Consider the following 20,942-nt stretch of genomic DNA (forward strand, 5'->3'; position numbering starts at 1 on the left):
AATCATAAACTTTCCAGGAGGTATTCCCTTAATTTTAATAAATATATGGGGTGATCGTTTGGATACTTTATTTGAGAAAGAAAAATTGTTTTGGAGAAATATGATAAGTTCAGAAGATCGAATAAGTTCATTTCCCTACAATAAGAGCTCTAACAAAGATGGTATTATAAATTCCCAGTTGAACAAACACAGACATCGATTTTCTCAAAACGTTCAAAGAAAATTAGGGGCGTTATCCAAAGGATCCAAAGGAGTCGAGTTTCTTATACTTCTAACTGGAGTACAATTCTTGCTGTACAAATACACGGAAGACAGTCAAACTATCGTTGGTATACCTGTAATCTCCAATAGCCAGGGGGATTTAAGTCCTATTAATGAAATCCTCTTCTTAAAAGCTGATGTAGAGGAATATAATACGTTTAAAACGCTTGTCAAGCAAAATCAACGTGCGGTAAAGGAAGTATTGAAACACGCAAATATTCCTTTTCAGGATATGACAGGTCAACTTGAGATTGAATACCACACCAACGGCAAACCGATTGTGGATACAATGATCTATTACTCGGCATTACATAACTTGAATTTTATTAAAGATGCTGTTGTGAATCTTTTACTTGGATTTGAAATGGAACAAGAATCAATTTATGTGAATGTCAGTTACAACCCGGATGTGTACAGTCAAGATTACATACTACGGCTAACAGCACATTTGGAGTATATTATTTTCCAAATGACAAATGATCCAAATCTTGGAATTTACAAAGTGGGCATCATGACAGAAGAGGAAAAAGAGCAACAGTGTATTGAGTTTAATCGAACGGATGAAAATGAGCTTGCGAGCGCAACTGTTCAAAAGTTGTTTGAGCAACAAGCTAAGTCGGTACCAGATAAAGTAGCTGTTACTTACGAAAATGTTGCCTTCACATACAGGGAGCTTAACGAGCGTGCGAATGGATTAGCCCGTACATTACGGAATAACGGAGTTCAAAGTGGTCATTTAGTAGGGTTAATGGTCGAGCGCTCTGCGGAAATGATCATCGGAATCCTTGCTATCTTAAAATCAGGTGGAGCTTATGTTCCTCTTGATCCTGATTATCCAGAAAATCGCATACAGTATATATTAAAAGATTCTGGTATATCCGTAATCTTAATTCAGGAGCATTTAAAAGAGAAGATTGCTTTCGAAGGAAAGGTATTAGCTTTAGAAGACAAGGATTCTTATTCGGAGGATCAATCTAATTTGAAATTGGTGAACTCCCCCGAAGATATAGCTTATGTCATTTATACATCCGGTACAACAGGTACCCCCAAGGGCATATTGACCACGCATGAGAATATTATTCGGGTAGTTAGCCGTACGAATTACATCGATTTTCAAGAGGGAGATCATATACTTCAGCTGTCCAACTATGCATTTGATGGCTCAACCTTTGATATTTTTGGTTCGCTACTAAATGGAAGCAAACTAACTCTGATTGGAAAAGACACCTTGCTAGACATAAAAAAACTTGCCTACCAAATTAGAGATAAACAAATTACAGTTGTTTTTATTACGACCGCTTTGTTCAACATGCTAATAGACCAAGATGTGGATTGTTTTGTCCATGTTCGAAAAGTTCTTTTTGGCGGGGAAAGAGCCTCGGTGGAGCATACTAAAAAGGCGCTAAAAGAGTTAGGACCTCATAAATTAATACAAGTATACGGACCTACAGAAAGTACTGTCTTCGCGACATATTATGAAGTTAATGAAATTGATGATACCGATGTTCATATTCCAATTGGCAAGCCGATCAGCCAAACACAGGTATACGTCTTAAGCAAAAAAGGAGAACTTCAACCGCTAGGTGTTCCTGGAGAATTATGGATTGGTGGAAAGGGACTGGCTCACGGTTATTTAAATCGTCCTGAACTGAATAACGAGAAGTTTGTTACCGGCCTATTAAACTCGAATGAGCGCCTATATCGGACAGGTGACTTGGTTCGGTGGCTCCCTAACGGGAATCTTGAGTTTTTGGGTCGCATTGACCAGCAGGTTAAAATACGTGGTCACCGGATAGAACTTGGAGAAATTGAGGCGCAGCTTCTTAAAATAAGTGGCATTCAAAAAGCTTTGGTGACTACCGTTGAAAACGAGCATGGAGAAAAAGAGGTTTGCGCATACCTGGAGACAGAGCAGCCTTTCACGATCGGCGAACTACGAGCGACCCTTGGGGTTCAATTGCCCGCCTTTATGATTCCAGCTTATTTTATTCGTTTGGAAAGTTTCCCTCTCACATTGAATGGAAAAATCGATTTGAAATCGTTGCCGCATCCCAAAAATAATATCTGGACAGGAGCAGAATATCAGGCCCCTGAAACAGTAATCGAAGAACGACTAGTTCAGATATGGAAAGAATTATTAGGAATTGAGAATATCGGAGTAAAGAATAACTTTTTTGAGCTTGGAGGGCAATCATTAAAAGCTTCAAGTATGGTTACAAAGATATACCACCATTTGGGGGTGGATCTATCTCTTAAACAAATATTCCAATACCCGACCATTAAAGAAATCGCCAATTGGATTGCAGACAAGCAAGGGAATTTTGAACCCATCCCTCTTGCAGAGGAAAGAAGCAGCTATCCCTTGTCTTCGGCACAGAAACGTTTGTACGCTTTAAGTTTATTGTCCAATCATGATCTAAGTTATAACATGCCCGCCGTATTTTCCGTTGAAGGACCTTTAAATCGAAATGATCTTCAGCAGGCATTGAATAAGCTAATCCAGCGTCATGAGTCATTACGAACAAGTTTTGTAAATACAAATGAAGGGCCCGTTCAGAGAGTAAACCCGGTGGTTCAGTTTTTAATCGAATATTTCGAATCGACGGAAGAAGATTGCCAGCAGGTGATCCAGAACTTTATACGTGCATTTGATCTGAAAATGGCCCCGCTACTGAGAGTGGGCTTAATTGAGATAACTTCTGAGCATCATCTTCTTATGTTTGATATGCATCATATCATCTCAGATGGGGTTTCAATGGAAAACATTCTAAAGGAAATAACCCTTCTTTTTGAAGGGAAAAATCTACCTGCCCTTCATATTCAATACAAGGACTACGCTGTATGGCAGCAAGATAAGGTGCAGCAAGAACGCATGAAAAAACAGGAAACATATTGGATAAATACATTTAGTAATGAGATGCAAACATATGAGTTACCAACAGATTATAATAGGCCAAACGTCAGGGACTTTTCAGGAAATCTCCTGGAATTCACATTAGATCCCTTTACTAGCGAAAAATTAAGACAAATAACAGCTGAAAGCGGAACAACTTTGTATATGATTCTTTTAACTTCATATTTCATTTTTTTATACAAGTACACAGACCAAGAAGATATTACAATAGGAACACCTATTGCAGGAAGAACTCACCCTGACCTAGATCATTTAATCGGCATGTTTGTCAATACGTTAGCCCTCCGAAGCTATCCAGCAGGTCACAAAACATTCATGCAATTTTTGCAAGAAGTGAGGGAGACTGTATTACTTGCATTTGAAAATCAAGAGTATCCTTTAGAGACACTTGTAGAAAAATTGGAACTCTCACGGGATTTAAGCAGAAATCCTTTATTTGATACAATGTTTACTTTACAAACGGCGTCTTCGCAAGAAGCCCAGATTCCTGGTTGGAACCTAAGCGCATATCCCATAGAGCATAAGGTAGCAAAATTTGATTTGACATTTCATGCTAATGTCGAGACTTCAACGATCCGATTCAGCATAGAATATGCTACTTCTCTTTTTAAACCGGAAACTATACAGCGCATGGGACTTCATTTTCAAAATATTATTCGTTCCATCACGCAGGATGTTCAAATTATATTATCAGATATTAATATATTGACTGCTGATGAAGAGGAAAAAATATGGAAGACTTTTAATACACCGAAAATCGAATTTATGGATAATAAAACAATTCACGGATTATTTTCGGAACAAGTATCCCTTGTGCCTAACAAAGTTGCAGTCGTTTGCGAAAAAACACATTTGACTTATCGCGAACTTGATGAACGATCCAGCAGACTTGCAAATTATTTACATCAAGAAGGAGTAAAAAAGGAAGATATTATAGGGCTAATGACCGAACGATCCGTAGAAATGATTATAGGCATGCTCGCAATTCTTAAGGTAGGGGGAGGCTATTTGCCTATCGACCCGGAGCTACCCAAGGATCGTATTCACTATATGTTGAATGACTCCGGCGCTTCCCTATTGCTAACTACACATAAATTAACGGAAAAAGCCACATTTGACGGCAAGTTTATATACCTTGATGAAGAGAAATTTTATATGGAACAGGACTTGCATACCGAATTTGAAGTTTTCCCCTCAAATCTTGCCTATGTGATTTATACTTCAGGAACAACTGGTAAACCCAAAGGGGTTATGCTTGAACATCGAGGGATATGCAATTTAAAGTCTCTCTATACGAACACACTTCAAATAACAGAACATGACCGAATTGTACAATTCTCTAATTTTTCTTTTGACGCATGTACCTGGGAAATTTCTCAGGCGCTGTTTAGCGGTGCGACCCTTTATATCCCGCGGAAAAATACGATTTTGGATGCGGAACGTTTCACAGATTATTTAATAGAAAATAATATAACAGTGGCGACATTACCTCCGTCTTATGCAGTACATCTGAATCCAGAAAGGATCGTCAGCTTAACCAAACTCATTACAGCAGGATCGTCCATTTCACTTGAATTCATCAAAAAGTGGGCTAACAAGGTGCAGTATTTTAATGCCTACGGTCCGACCGAGGACTCCGTGTGTTCAACTGTGTGGCCGGTTCCCTCATTTCAGAATTTTGATTCGATACAAGCAGTCAGTATCGGTGAGCCAATACAGAATCATCAGGCATTCATTTTAAATCGTGATAACCAGTTGCAGCCTGTTGGTATTCCTGGCGAATTGTGTATAGCTGGAGTTGGTTTGGCAAGAGGGTATTTGAACTTGGAAGACCTAACTGCGCAAAAGTTTGTTGTTCATCCACTAAACGCTCAAATGCGGTTATACAAAACGGGTGATCTGGCAAAATGGATGCCTAATGGTAAAATTGAGTACTTGGGGAGAATAGATCATCAAGTAAAAATACGAGGATTCCGTATTGAACTTGGTGAAGTGGAAAACCGGCTTACGAACATCGAAGGCATACAGGATGTTATCGTTATTACCCGGCAAGACGTGCGCGGCGATAATCAACTATATGCGTACTACGTTGCAAGTAAGCAGTTTGAAATCGCAGTATTGAAGTCAGAATTAGCGAAAGTTTTGCCTGAATATATGATTCCGTCTTATTTTGTCAAACTGGAGCAAATGCCTTTAACGACTAACGGTAAAATTGATCGTAAGGCGCTTCCTATTCCTGACCTAGGGCTAGCCTCTGCTAGAACATATATAGCTCCCCGTAACACGATGGAGCACTTGCTTGCTTCTATATGGCAGCATGTTCTGGGTGTTGAATGCATTGGTATCGAAGATCATTTTTTTGATCTTGGAGGAGATTCGATTAAAGCGATTCAGGTATCTTCCCGGTTGTTTGAAGCTGGATATCGGTTTGAAATAAGGGACTTATTCAAAAATCCAACGATAAAACAATTAGCCGGTCACATTCAATCTATTCTCGTAAAAACAAATTCGTGTGAAATCAACGGAGATGTAAAGTTAACTCCAATTCAGAGATGGTTCTTTGAACTCAATAAAGACCCCCATCATTTTAATCAGTCTTTTATGCTTTATCGCAAAAAAGGATTCGACGAAGAACTTCTTCACCAAGTGTTGCAGAAATTGACTGAACAGCATGATGCGCTTCGGATCCTATTCCGTTATACATCCGATGGTTACGAGGCCTGGAATCGTCCTGTAGGGGATGAGCCAGCCTACATATTGGAAACGGAGGATTATCGACATTATGATAAAAATGATGCATTTGTAGAAATGAAGGCCAATGCAGTACAACGTAGCATTAATTTAAGCCAAGGTCCTTTAATGAAATTAGTCTTATTTCATTGCCAAGATGGGGACCATTTGCTTATCGTTATTCACCATTTAGTTGTTGATGGGATTTCTTGGCGAATCCTGCTGGAAGATTTCACATCTGCGTATAGTCAATTAGAAAAGAAGCGAACTATCAAGCTTCCTCCCAAAACAGATTCTTTCCAGAGCTGGGCGTTAAAGATATCAGAATATGCTCAAAGTCCAGATCTAGAAAGTGAATTTGAATATTGGCAGGGGATCCATCATACGGCAACGGAATTGCTACCAAAAGACGCGAAAATCATTTCCAAGCAGAATCAAAATACGGAATATACAGTGAAGATGACTGCGCATGAGACCGAACTCTTGCTTAAGAGTGTACATCGTGCATATAATACGCAAATGGATGATTTGCTACTAGCTGCACTGGGGATGTCTCTTCGTGATTGGAAGGGGATGAAGCGAGTTGCTGTTAGCCTTGAGGGTCACGGACGTGAATCTATTTTTCCTGAAGTAAACATTTCAAGAACGGTAGGCTGGTTCACCAGCATGTATCCTGTTATTTTGGATATGACTGCGGAACATGAGATATCTACTGATATTAAACGGATCAAAGAGAATATACGACAAATACCGCACAAAGGAATCAATTATGGCATTATTCGCTATTTAACCAATAGTGAAGTGTTGCAGAATGAACTACATGCAGAAATTAGCTTTAATTATTTTGGGCAATTCGATCGGAATTTTCAGAGTAATGAATTTGAGCTATCACCATACCCGCGAGGCGAAGAAGTAAGTAATAAGTTCATCTCCGGCTTCGCTTTGATGGTGAATGGTTACATTATGGATGGAGAGCTCTCTCTTTCCTTCCTGTATAACTGCAATTACTTCCGAGATGAATCGATAGAAAGTTTGGCCGGATATTTTAAGGCGAATCTGCAAAAAATCATATCTCATTGCTTGCATAAAGAGCCTGAAATCACACCGAGTGATTTACAAATCAAAGGGCTTACCTTTAAAGAGTTAGAACACATTCTAAATGAAACTCGCGAAATCGGGAGGGTTGAGAACACTTATACCCTTACCCCTATACAGAATGGCATGCTGTACCATAATCAAGTCTCGCCTGAATCCACCGCTTATTTTGAACAAACTGCTTTTACCATGGAAGGTCCACTAAATATTTCGATATTTAAGGAGTGCTGGGATGATCTTCTGAAGAGACATGCTGTACTGCGTACCAATTTTTATACTAATCTCTTGGCAGTGCCAATACAGATTGTTTACCGGGAAAAGCAGCTTCAATTTTACTATGAAGACCTCAGGGATTTAAATTTGGAAGATCAAAGGTCTCATTTGCAAAACTATAGAGAGCAAGACCGTTTAAAAGGTTTTGATTTAGCCTCAGACACGCTTATGCGAGTGGCTACTTTCCGAGTGCAAGATCATGCTTATGAAATTTTATGGAGCTTCCATCATATTTTGATAGATGGATGGAGCTTGCCTTTAATTATGAAAGAGATTTTGGGAACATATCGTGCCTTTCAAGATCACCAAAAGCCGGATTACCCCCCAGCCTTTCCTTACAGTGAGTATATACGGTGGCTGGAGGAGCAAGATCGCAAAACGTCTTTACAGTACTGGAGCAATTATTTAGACAGATATGACCAGCAAACGGTTTTACCCAAGAAAAACATAAAAATTGAGGGTTATCGTTCGGACAAGGTAATATGCGAACTAGGAGCATCACTATCTCAGCGAATCCATGAAGTCGCCAGACAATACGGAGCAACTGTAAATGTTTTGCTTCAAACTTTATGGGGGATTCTACTGCATAAATATAATAACAATCACGATACGGTTTTTGGGAGTGTCGTTTCAGGGAGGCAGGCCAATATTCCCGGGATAGAACATATGATCGGATTATTTATTAATACGATTCCAGTCCGCATTCAATGTAGTCCCGATGAAACTTTCAGTGATCTTTTATGTAGAATGCAGGAGCAAGCCTTGAGATCTCATCAGCATGACTATTACTCATTATACGAAATTCAGGCACACACAAGTCAGAAACAGGACTTAATTAACCATATTATGATTTTTGAGAATTATCCGGTTGAGCAGCAGTTGCAAACAACCAGCAGTTCTCCTGACGAAATTTCGATTACAGCAATAAGCGCGACAGAACAAACCAATTATGATTTGAACGTGGTTGTCGTACCCGCGGAAAAATTGGCGATTCATTTTGAGTACAATGCACTGGTGTATGCCTCTGAGAATATGGAACGTCTCAAAGCTCATTTTTTACGTATGATTGAGCAAGTAGCTGAACGACCGAGTCTAAATATAGAAGAAATTGAACTCATCACGGAATCGGAAAAAGAACTGATTTTGAACACATTCAACCCTAATAAAGTTTCTTATCCTGAAGCTGACTTGATTTTCCGGCTGTTTGAACAACAAGTGGAGCGTACACCTGATCAAATTGCATTAGTATTTGGAAATAAGAAATTAACATACAGAGAGTTAAACCAACGAGCGAATCAACTTGGGCATACATTAAGTGCCAAAGGGGTGCAGGCCAATCAAATTGTTGGCATTATGACAGAGCGCTCACTTGAAATGGTGGTAGGAATCCTGGCCGTATTAAAATCCGGTGCAGCTTATGTTCCTATTGATCCTGAATATCCGGAAGAACGGACTCGTCATATACTGTCTGATTCAGTCTCTCAAATTTTGTTACTTCAACGTAAATTAGAAAATAAAATTTCATATAAAGGTTCGAAAGTATTTTTAGATGATGAACAACATTATAGTGATAAAGTGGATAATTTGGAACTTAATAACGATCCTAACTCATTGGCGTATGTTATTTATACATCAGGGACAACAGGTCAACCCAAAGGAGTCATGATTGAACATAGAAGCATTACCAACACCATTCTTTGGAAAAAAAGGTCGTACGATTTTAGTGGTAATGACCATGTTCTAATGACAAGCACATTTGTTTTCGATTCTTTTATAACACACCTCTTGGGACCGCTTGTTTCAGGCGCAACTGTGTATATGCTGAATGATAATGAATGCGTTGATACGCATGCTATTAGAGAGGCGATTGTTAAGTGGGGGATTTCTCACATTCAAAGTACCCCTGGCTTTTTGTTTCAAGTTCTGGAAGTTGTGAACAAGGAGGATCTTGCAACGCTTAAAAATGTGGTCGTCGGCGGAGAACAGTTAAATCCTGTACTTGTCCATAAGTTGAAATCCATGAATTCATCGGTAGAAATATGCAACGAGTATGGTCCTACCGAAAATAGCGTCGTTTCAACGATGTTTTCGATTTCTCAGGTTGGGCAGCCTATTTCTATAGGAAAACCGATTGATAATGTGCAAGTTTATATTTTAGGGCCGCGCGATCAGGTACAGCCGATACAAGTTGCAGGAGAACTTTGTGTTAGTGGAGCTGGTTTATCAAGAGGGTATCTTCGTTTGCCTGACCTTACTGCGGAAAAGTTCATAGATCATCCTTTTTTGGATGGACACCGCATCTATCGAACAGGAGATCTGGCGCGCTGGCTGCCAGACGGTAATATTGAGTATCTTGGAAGAATCGATCAACAAGTCAAAATACGTGGTTTTCGTGTTGAGCTTAGCGAAATAGAAGCACACCTTTCAGCAATCGACACTATACAAAATGTAGTTGTGACTGTGCATGAGGGCAAAAATGGAAAACAATTGTGTGCCTATTTCGTAGCAGGCCGAGAGCTAACCTCGACTGATTTAAGGGAAAGATTAATTCTAAAGCTTCCTGAGTATATGATTCCAACTTATTTTGTTCAGCTGGAAAAGATGCCTCTGTCACTCAACGGTAAGGTAGACCGGAAAGCACTGCCCGCTCCTGACGAAAATAACATAACTACAGTGGCTGAATACATCGCTCCAGAACATCCGCTAGAGTCCATACTATCTCAGGTTTATCAAGAGATTTTGGGGGTTCACAGGGTTGGTATTCAAGATCATTTCTTTGATCTTGGGGGCGATTCCATTAAAGCGATTCAGGTTTCTTCAAGACTTCATCAGGTCGGATATAAGCTTGAAATGAAAGATATCTTTAGATTTCCGACTATAGGCCAGTTAAAAGACCATGTACTTCCGCTTACATCGGTAGCTGATCAAAATGAAGTCGAAGGAAAGGTGGAAATTACGCCTATACAAAAGTGGTTTTTTAAACAAGAATTTGCAGATCAGCATCACTTTAACCAATCTGTCATGTTATATAGTCAAGAAAGGTTGAATGCAATAAGTTTACGAAGTGCGCTTGACAGCATCGTAACTCACCATGATGCATTACGTTTGAGATTCCGTGAAAAAAATAATAATTTCGAGGCGTGGAACTATAGAGTCGAACAGGGGCCACACTATTTCTTAGAGGTAGTTGACCTCCTTGCAAAAAACAACTGTGAAGAAATTATCGTAGCAAAAGCAAATGATATTCAGGGCAGCTTCAGGCTAAGTGACGGTCCCTTGATCAAGCTGGCTTTATTTCAATGTGATGATGGGGATCATCTGCTCATAGTCGTTCACCACCTTGTGGTTGATGGTGTATCATGGCGAATTTTATTTGAAGATATCACCGGTGCTTATGAACAAATTCAGCAGGGTCATCCTGTTAGCTTACCAGACAAGACCGATTCCTTTCAGAAGTGGGCAAAAGCATTATTGACTTATGCAGATTCGCCGGAAGCGGGGAGAGAGCTAGTATATTGGAAACAAATTGCTGAAACACCGATTGTCCCTATTCCCACAGATAGTTGCTATGATAATTCCACAATGGGGGATAGCCGTTCGGTCACCGTGGAATTAAGCAAAGAAGAGACGGAGCTGTTACTAAAACACTCAAATCGTCCCTACAATACGGAGTTAAATGATATTTTACTGGCCGCGCTGGCGTTGGCTCTATATTCATGGACCGGAATTTGTCAGACTCTTGTTAGTGTCGAAGGGCATGGTAGGGAAAAGATTCTAGAGGACATCGATATGAACCGCACTATTGGCTGGTTCACCAGCGAATACCCTGTACTGCTGAACATGGTACCAGATAAAGATCTTTCTCATCAAATTAAAATGGTGAAAGAAAGTCTTCGAAGCGTGCCTAAAAAGGGAATTGGCTATGGTATCCTTAGATATTTATCTACAAATCCTCAAAGACAAGCATTGGAATGTGAGCCAGAAATTAATTTTAATTATTTAGGTCAATTTGATCAAGATTTTGAGAACAATAAGATAAAGCTGTCACACTATTCTTGCGGTTCGGATGTTAGCCGATCACTAGAAAGAAAGCATAAGATCAGTCTAAATGGTCTGGTATCGGGGGGGAAACTGAGTATTAATATCGGCTACAGCATGAAACAATATAAATCATCAAGCATAGAACGGCTGGCGGCACAACTGTATTTTCATCTACAAGAGATCATTTCCCATACAATCAATCGAGACCGCATAGAATTAACCCCATCAGATCTTTCATTGCAGGGAGTTACCTTGAATGAGTTAGATCAAATGACAAAGTACACTCAAGATCAAGGTGATATAGAAGATATGTATCTTCTTACACCGTTACAGCAAGGAATGTTATTTCACAATCTTTTGGAACCCTATGCCGGAATGTATTTTCAGCAATTGTCTTTTTCACTTCATACACAACTGGATGAAGAAGCTTTTAAGTACAGCTGGAATCATTTATTGGCGCGACATGCTATTTTACGTACTAATTTTTACGGCAAATGGGGCAAAGACCCCCTACAGATAGTTTTCCGCAACAAAAGAATGGATTACAAATATACAGATATTCGGGGCTTGGAAGTAAATGAGCGTGATAAACTACTGAAAAAATATCAGGAAAGAGATCGCCAAAGAGACTTTAATCTTGAAAAAGATGTGTTGATGCGCGTTGCTGTATGGAGGATGGGAGAGGAAACTTACGAAGTTCTTTGGAGTTTTCATCATATTTTAATGGATGGTTGGTGCATCTCACATGTCGCTAAAGAACTGTTTGATGTGTACAATGCTTACAAAAATAAAAGCGAGTCTAATTTGCAACCAGTAATCCCTTTTAAAACATATATCCGTTGGTTGGGGCAGCAGGATAAAGCAATTGCCGCTGCATACTGGAAAGACCTTCTGAAGGATTACGCACAGCCAAGTCAGCTTCCACAAAATAAAAATATGACAAATAAGTATGTCAGGGAGTCAGTAATTTACTCATTAGGAGAGCACTTGACGGATCTCATTAATAAAACATCCAAGAAATTGAATATAACAGTTAATTCTATCTTTCAGACGGTGTGGGGAATGATCCTGCAAAGTTATAGCGGAAGCTGGGATGTTGTTTTTGGAAGTGTCGTATCCGGCAGACAGGCTCAGATTAAAGGAATAGAACGTATTATAGGCTTATTTGCAAATACCATCCCAGTACGCATCCGTTGTGACCAACATGAGAATATGGTCGATGTTCTAATAAGGACACAGCAACAGGCACTTATGTCACATTCCCATGACTATTATCCCTTGTATGAGATTCAAGCTTCAGCTTTGCCAAGAAGGGAACTGTTAGACCATGTTATGTTTTTTGAGAACTATCCACTTAACCAAGAGGATCAAAATTTAGAGAATAGAGAAGAAAATAGTCTAAGAATATCTAATATTGATATTTTTGAACAAACCAATTATGATCTTAATCTCTATATAATTCCTGGAGATAATTTAACGATTCATTTTGTTTTCAATTCACTAGCATATGATAAAAGCTTCGTAGAACAAGTGGGTAAGCAATGGCTGGACATTCTTGAAAGAGTTGCAAATCACCCCAAAATGCAAGTAGTGGAATTACAAAATTCAATTGTCAAGGGAAAATGGGAATCCCAACAACCAGCCGACTCGCTACATGTACAGCACAAGATGGACGAACATATAGAGAAGGAGCCATTGATTGTTGCACCAGAGAGCCCCATCGAAGAAACCTTGATAAATATATGGAAGAACATTCTTGACATCAAAACGTTGGGGGTAACAGACAATTTCTTTTTGTTAGGTGGTCATTCGCTGCAAGCGGTCCAATTGTTACAGCAATTGCAGACCATGATGAATATCGATATATCTTTGAATGTGATCATGGAGCAACCAACAATTCGTGGTTTGACTCAAGAAATTATGAATCGAAATACGCTAAAAATTTAATATTGGTGAAGTTCTGAGTTCTGACGTCTTGAGATACGGTGATGAATCCATTGGTTTGATATGTTTTTCACTCGACCTCAAGGTATTCTTTTTTATATGTAATCATAATATGAGTATATATAATTACAATATTAGTCATTGAAGTCATTAAAATATAGATAGCTTAGTTGGATTACTATAAGTACACTGGACAAGCAATTAGAAAAGGAAAAAGATGCTTTTATCGAGTATAATAAAGACTAATATCTGCCTTTATCAGAAAACGCTTTAGGGAAACCTAGAGCGTTTTTTTGTTCGATGATATAGAACGTCTGTAACCCGAGTAAACAAATTATGACCTATTCTGTAAGTTGATACTTAGAATTTACGATTTAGAAATCTATAAGGATGTTCTTCATCTATTCACTTTTCTGCATATTGTAATAAATAGGTCTAAATTGTAAAATTGCCTTATAGTTCATTATACTTACTTAGTAGGAGGAGAATCATGACGAGAAGGAAAAGTAGGAATAAGAATTATTCCAAGGGCTGGCTGGTATGGCCATGCTGGGAGGCATAGCAGCCACATATTTGTTAACTAAATCCTTGAGTGCTTCACTGGTTGTTGGAGTGCTCGGAGTAGTTGGCGTTGTTAGTTAATGATCAGTATCCAGCGTAAGCGAACTGAGCGCCTAAAGAGAGCTAGCCTTATCAAGGCTCCGTATTAAGGGCCATCTCATACTCACACCAAGTATATTATATTACATAATGAAGATGTAACCTGGAATACAAGAATGAAATTAGTGAGTGGAATTAGGAAAATATAGGAACTGGTGCATGGATTCACATGCATTAGATTTTTAAAATGCGACTTCAATAAAAAGACATTACCCTCGGGACATAAACCGTTCGGCGAAGGGCCATGGCCGTGTTTGAGTAAGGTAGCTGCGTCGTGGGATAGGTAATATTTTTCTTGTGGTGTTTCTGTACCTGGGTATTCAACTCTGACTGTTGTGTTAGTGAAAAAAATGGGCTTTTGAAGATTCTTTAAGAGGAAGAATGAATAACATTTTTTATTTTTACCATAAATATTCAAAATGCGACAAGGTATTTGTGTATAATTTACTAGTGAGTATGAGTCTTAAGTTGGATTAGAAATATACTAATAGATACTTTTTAAATAATTATAATAGTAAAGCTCATTTAGACCATTTAAATGGGAGGGAATGTAAATCCTTCTAGATAATCAGAAGTTCTGAGGAGTTACGTCAAGAATTGATAAAAAGTATTTGGAAATGCAAAAGTATTCATCAAAAAATATTAGATTAGGGCGTGTCTTCAAACTTAAGCAATCCACGCTATAATGGATGACAAGGTTAAAAACGCCTTGAACGTACACGCTAATTTATCATAGCGAGTCGCCAGACGACGGTAGTAAAGAAACATTCTACTAAGTGACGTTCTTTGTAGATGTCCCGATCATATTTTTGGGGGGACTCGGCGGTTTTTCTTATCCGGAATCACGGGTGTACAGTGACAACAAGTTTATCCCTCACTAAGTCCTGATAAAATCAGGACTTTTTTTATATTTAAGGTAGACTTGTTGTCAATAAATTGCGACAACAAGTTTACCTCTTTAGAGGAGAATGACAACAAGTATATCCCTTGCGAGGAGTTTGTAATATTTAAAGCGGCTGCTATAGCTAAGTTACTTTGGGGAATGACATGAGAAATTTTCGCTTTAATCGAAACTATAGAATTTATTTCGACATAATTAGATTATCTTAGAAAATGGAATATTGAAGTATTTTACAAATTATTTCATTGATACAATTTCTCCCATAACGAGGTGAATGTATGTACACACCTATCAAGTTAAATAAGCTTGGGGTAAATAGATGTTTTGCTTTTAGTAAAAAGCTTAACCGAGAAGCCACGTTTTATGGAGAGCTAGAATATGATCACTGGGTATTAATTGAAATGGATCCGGAGGTAACAAATTATTGCGAAAAACCATTTGAAATCAACCACTCATATTTTGATAAACCTGACAATGCTAAGATTGATATCTAAGGAATTTGTTAATATCACACATACTGATAAAATTGATCCTCATAATGGAAATGTCAGTATCAGCGTTATTGAGAAAATTAATGCTGTAAAGCTGTGGGCACAGTTTAATAAACACAAACACATTATTGTAACGGAGAAAGAGATATATTCAAACCGAATCCTGTTAGAAAATAAAAAACGTCTGCTTCCCTATAATTTTGATATCTTTTCAATAAATATGGAGTTAAAAAATGGAATAATTATCCGGGTCCAAGAAGGCATAAACAACATAATGGATCTTGAGACGCAATTATCAGAAATCTCTAATATATATGAATTTCAAAAGCCTCTTGGTCCTGAAACGGAGGTGTATTTACGTTGAGTAGAAAACGTCTATTACAATTGTTCCAAATGCACGAGAAATATCTCGATTTGTCAACTCATTCAAAACGCGATGACCCGGGACAATCGTCAGGCGGCAGCAAAAGCGAACAACCCCGAGTATATGTCACTTTGGGCGGGCCAGGGTCTTCAGTTAGCAGGCGACCAACCTGCCGCTTCAATTGTAAAACAAACCATTGATCAAGCCAGTGTTCTTGTTCGAAAATTTTCTTTTATTAGAATGGTTGATAATAAATAGGGGAAAATAAATTTTATTAAAGCGAGGAAGTTAGAATGTCATTACTTCGTTTCGATCTTATTAAAGGACGAGATAAAGCAAGCCTGAAAAAACTTTTTGGAAGTTGCCCACCAAGTTGTCGTGGAAGCTTTTGACGTTCCTGAGCGAGATCGTTATCAAATCGTCCACGAACACTCAGCGGATCATATGATTATTGAGGATACTGGGCTAGGATTTAACCGTACCGAGAATCTAGTTGTTCTCTCCATAATAAGCAAAGCTCGGCCAAAAGAGAAGAAACAAAAACTCTATTCCTTTTTGGCTGAAAGGTTAGAAGCTGAATGCGGCATCGCACCAACTGATTTAATGGTATCTATTGTTGAAAATAATGATGATGATTGGAGTTTTGGACTAGGGGAGGCACATTTTTTGACCGGTAAGTTAAGCTGATTCAACGCTAGCCGTTTCGATCTCAATCGGTAATATAACCAATGTTAATCGCCCTTAAATTGCCTGGTAGGCTAGTTGAAGGGGCGATTTCCATGAGTCTTGGTATTGAGATGATAAAATAGGCTTATGGATGTTGAAAAATTACAATTACATACAAAGGGTAGCATCTGAATTTGAGTTTCGATTCTTACTGATGCTGGATATCATCAGAATCTCTTCAGAACGTTCTACGGCTAGATGGAGAACGCGAAAAAGACGTTCATTCTGAGTAAGATAAGCATAGTTACCAATTGAGCCTAAAAATAAGGTATCTTTGTTGCGGCTACAATACAGCATCTCTTCCTCATTGACCGAGTATAGGCAAAACTATCTTGAATTTTGGGGACAAAAGACTATAATCATAATTCTTCCGATAGTAGAGAACGAGCAGGGCAAGCAAACAATATGTTTATCCAATCATTCTGATGTGTAACAACCCAATTCATAGTAAGTATTATTGTTGAAATCAAAGCTTTTAATCACGTCAAGACCAAACAAGATATAATTGCTGATTAAAAGTTACGGCTTTACATTGTTTCCGATGTGCTTGTGTGTTAGATGCTTTGCAAGTGCAATGTCATTTTTCCTTCTTGTAAATTCTAACTAAACTTTAAGAGTCTAATTTAACAAGAGAACAAAAATCCACCGTGCATTTGTGCGGTGGATTTTTGTGTTAATGAAGGGCAATTTTTTACCCTGCCATCGCATTAACTTACCATTGAGGATGACATGGATAGTGTTTTATTATCAAATAACAGCCCCCTTACAAAATTTAATATAAAAAAACATTTTGAATTGAGCAATTTTTTATCCTATGGCAAGGGTTGTATGTCCATCCAATCCTACGGGTGGTCAAAAGGGGCTTATTGAAGGGAGCGAGAAGTGGTGAAGTGGGGCAATAACCTTCTTCGGAGAAAGTAATAGGAGGGCAGTTGTTTTCGAACAAAAATTACCGGCCAATGTCGGTAACGAGCATTTTTTTAATTAAATTGGAACCGGTTTCATAATATTAGGAGGAGAGAAATATGGATTACAAGCAAGTTGCAGCTGACATCCTGGATGCCCTGGGAGGTAAGGAAAACATAACGGCAGCTGCGCATTGTGCGACGCGATTGCGGCTCGTTCTTGAAGATGAATCTTTGCTTGATCAAAAAGCGCTTGATCAGATGGACGTTGTTAAAGGGACTTTTTCTATAGGAGGGCAATATCAGATTATCCTTGGAACCGGGATTGTAAATAACGTGTATGGCGAGTTCGCCAAACTTACGGGTCTCGGAGAAATGTCCACCGGCGATGTAAAGACGGCAGGAGCAGCTAAAATGAATCCGCTTCAACGACTTGTGAAAGCACTTTCCGACATTTTTGTTCCGATCATTCCGGCGATTGTTGCCGGGGGTCTATTAATGGGGATCAACAATGTTCTGACTGCCAGCAATCTGTTTGGTCCCAGGTCTCTGGTCGAGATGTACCCTGGTATTGCCGATTGGGCAAGCATTATTAATTTATTCGCCAACGCTCCTTTTGTTTTCCTTCCCATCCTGATCGGCTTCTCGGCCACTCGCAAGTTTGGTGGAAATCCTTATTTGGGTGCGGCACTGGCCATGATTATGGTCCATCCCGATCTGCTTAATGGTTACAGCTACGGCCAGGCACTTGTAGATGGGACAGTACCCACCTGGCAACTGTTCGGTTTCTCAATCGAAAAGGTTGGCTATCAGGGTACGGTTCTGCCAGTACTGGCCGTATCCTACATTTTATCGGTAATCGAGAGAAATTTGCGAAAGGTAATTCCATCTTATCTTGATAATCTGTTGACTCCCTTGCTGTCTGTCCTCATTACCGGCCTCTTGACCTTTGCTGTTGTTGGACCGGTCCTTCGCGCCGCGGGCAACGGACTGACAGATGGTCTCTTCTGGCTCTATGATACGACGGGTTTCATTGGAGGAGGTATTTTCGGTTTTTTCTATTCTTCGATTGCCATAACGGGAATGCATCACAGTTTCCTCGCTGTGGATACCCAACTATTGTCGGACGTTGCTAAGACGGGCGGATCCTTCTTGCTTCCGATTGCCTCGATGGCGAATATCGCTCAGGGCGCGGCTACGCTGGCCGTCTTTCTCATCACACGCAACAGCAAGACGAAGAGTATCGCCTCAGCTGCCGGCATATCCGCGCTGCTCGGTATTACCGAACCTGCAATGTTCGGAATCAACCTGAAGCTTCGCTACCCGTTCATTGCTGCGATGATCGGTTCCGGCCTGGCTTCCGCCTATATTGCTTACGCACATGTGCTGTCCATTTCGATGGGACCGGCGGCGCTACCCGGTATTATCGCAATCCGTCCACAGTCCATCGCTGATTTCTGTATCGGCATGGGCATCAGCTTTCTGGTTACGTTTCTCATCACCCTGCTCTGGGGCAAGCGGAAAAATGCGTCAGCCTCAGGGGAGACTTCAAACGAAGCAGCGGATCGACCGTAAGTTTAAGCATGCTTGGAACTATTTTGCAGTAAGGAGGTTGCTGTGGAGTGGACAAAAGAAGAGAGATACAGAAGATTAGAAGATACCGGTCCGGAGGAAATCTCCGGTCTGGCCGCCAGAGTGGGAAGGTGCCCCTGGCGCCAGGGGTATCATATCCAGCCTGAGACAGGGTTGCTGAACGACCCGAATGGATTTGCTTTTTTTCATGAAGAGTATCATTTGTTCTATCAATGGTTTCCTCTCGGTCCTGTGCATGGTCTCAAATATTGGTATCAGTATCATACCAGCTCCCCGGATCTCGTTCACTGGACGAACCGGGGGGTGGCGTTAAAACCGGACCGGGATTTTGACAGTCATGGAGTATACTCGGGCAGTGCAATCGAACACAATGGGCGATTGTATCTCATGTACACCGGCAATACACGTGATAAGAGTTGGGAGCGAATGCCTTATCAGTGTATGGCTCAAATGGAGAGAGATGGACGTATACACAAGTTCTCCTCCCCGGTTATAAGCGGACCTCCGTCCGGATATACCGATCATTATCGCGACCCAAAGTATGGAAACAGAAAGATTGCTTTTATGCCGTAATTGGAGCGCAACGTTCCAATCTTACCGGCTGTGCCATGCTCTATCGCTCCATTGATCTTTACAAATGGGAAGAGGTTGGCGAACTGCATACCCGTTTGTCCGATTTCGGCTATATGTGGGAATGTCCGGATTATTTTGAATTTGACGATCAGGGGGTTCTCTGCTTCTGTCCGCAGGGAGCAAAGCTGAACGACTCTGGTAATATTTATCCGTCGGGTTATGTAATCGGTGATCCACTGAATGTGGAGACGGGAGAGTTTCGGCATGGGAATTTTCGCTTGCTGGATCGTGGTTTTGATTTCTATGCTCCCCAGACAACATTAACGCCGGATGGCAGACGAATTCTGGTCGGCTGGATGGGTCTGCCGGATATTGTCTATCCCACAGACGATCACGGTTGGGCCCACTGCCTGACGCTGCCGCGTGAATTGCGCGTGGAGGGCGGACGGTTGTACCAGGTTCCCGTTCGTGAACTTCAGACTATCAGAGGAAGGGAAAGGTTCGCGGACGGGAAAATTTCAAACGATACGCTTAGTCCGGCCGGTTTTGCCGGCCCCCGTTACGAGCTGATAATAGAATTCAATAATGTAGACGCCGTCGAATTTGGTATTAGACTGAGAACAGGAAAGCAGAAGGGACGAATCTGGTATATAACACCAGGGAATCTAGGCTTATGCTGGATCGAACGCTGTCCGGAAGGCCGATTGCAGAAGAATTTGGTACGGTCCGAAGCTGCAAGGTGAATCCTTTGGCTGTCAAGCTGCATTTGTTTATGGATACATCATCTGTAGAAGTGTTCGTAGATGACGGCCGCGAGGTCTTTACCGCCCGAATATTCCCCCATGAGGAGAGCCGGGGATTCTCCATTTTCGCCAAAGGCGGTGATGTTCTATACCGTGCCAACATGTGGGCAATTGAAGTAGAGGGCAGCCAACTAAATGTTTTAGGAACTGGAGGATAAGGAAAGAGATGGGATGGTTTAAGAAGAAGGAAAAGCTGGAGGTTATCGAAGTTGGAGTTCCGCTTGCAGGTAGTGTCGTTGAGCTTTCGGAAGTACCCGATCCGGCATTCGCCGGCGGCTTTATGGGCAAAGGAATAGCCATTAAGCCCCGGGAAGGTAAAGTCTACGCGCCGTTTGACGGAACAGTAGCGCATGCGTTCGGCCGTAGTAATCACGCGCTGCTGCTGGAATTTGATATTTCCGAAATCGAGCAGGCGGGCTTTCCGGTGATCACACCAGTGTTGGTCCCGGACGACCAGGAAATGGTGAAATTGGTGGAGACGATGGAAGGCGCTGGGGTGGTAGACGGTGTCCCACTGCTTCGCGTTCACTCAAAATGATGGTGTAGCTTGGATTTCGGAGAACCGCCAAGCTGTTACAGCACATTTGCCAGTTGATTTTTGCTTCTCAAAAATAGTATAACCACGTCAAAACGGCGAAGGGGCATAGCCAGCAGGGCCTGAATCTCAT

General features: G+C 40.5%; 4 protein-coding genes and 3 pseudogenes. All 7 read left to right on the top strand.

The genetic code is table 11. From position 1 onward, the window contains the following. Positions 1 to 58 precede the first annotated feature (58 nt). The 7 genes and pseudogenes from NSQ68_RS12870 (at position 59) to NSQ68_RS12900 (ending at position 20,812) form a co-directional block, all read left to right on the top strand. Positions 59 to 13,261, top strand: coding sequence for an amino acid adenylation domain-containing protein (locus NSQ68_RS12870; RefSeq protein WP_342426149.1), 13,203 nt, complete (start codon positions 59 to 61; stop codon positions 13,259 to 13,261). 1,836 nt (positions 13,262 to 15,097) lie between these two features. Further along, positions 15,098 to 15,313, top strand: a complete 216-nt coding sequence (locus NSQ68_RS12875; RefSeq protein ID WP_342426150.1) for a hypothetical protein — start codon at positions 15,098 to 15,100, stop codon at positions 15,311 to 15,313. A 421-nt stretch (positions 15,314 to 15,734) separates the two neighbouring features. After that, positions 15,735 to 15,932: pseudogene (locus tag NSQ68_RS12880) on the top strand (nitronate monooxygenase); the annotation flags it as partial. 35 nt (positions 15,933 to 15,967) lie between these two features. Next, a pseudogene (locus NSQ68_RS12885) lies at positions 15,968 to 16,361 on the top strand (tautomerase family protein). A 1,064-nt stretch (positions 16,362 to 17,425) separates the two neighbouring features. Then, on the top strand, positions 17,426 to 18,880 hold the full coding sequence (locus NSQ68_RS12890; protein ID WP_342426151.1) for a sucrose-specific PTS transporter subunit IIBC: 1,455 nt from the start codon (positions 17,426 to 17,428) through the stop codon (positions 18,878 to 18,880). Between the two features lie 42 nt (positions 18,881 to 18,922). Beyond that, a pseudogene (locus NSQ68_RS12895) lies at positions 18,923 to 20,432 on the top strand (sucrose-6-phosphate hydrolase). 8 nt (positions 20,433 to 20,440) lie between these two features. Continuing rightward, a complete protein-coding gene (locus NSQ68_RS12900) occupies positions 20,441 to 20,812 on the top strand; it encodes a PTS glucose transporter subunit IIA (protein WP_342426152.1) in 372 nt (123 codons plus the stop codon). Positions 20,813 to 20,942 lie beyond the last annotated feature (130 nt).

It is taken from the genome of Paenibacillus sp. FSL L8-0158 (assembly GCF_038592965.1).
Taxonomy (GTDB): domain Bacteria; phylum Bacillota; class Bacilli; order Paenibacillales; family Paenibacillaceae; genus Paenibacillus; species Paenibacillus polymyxa_D.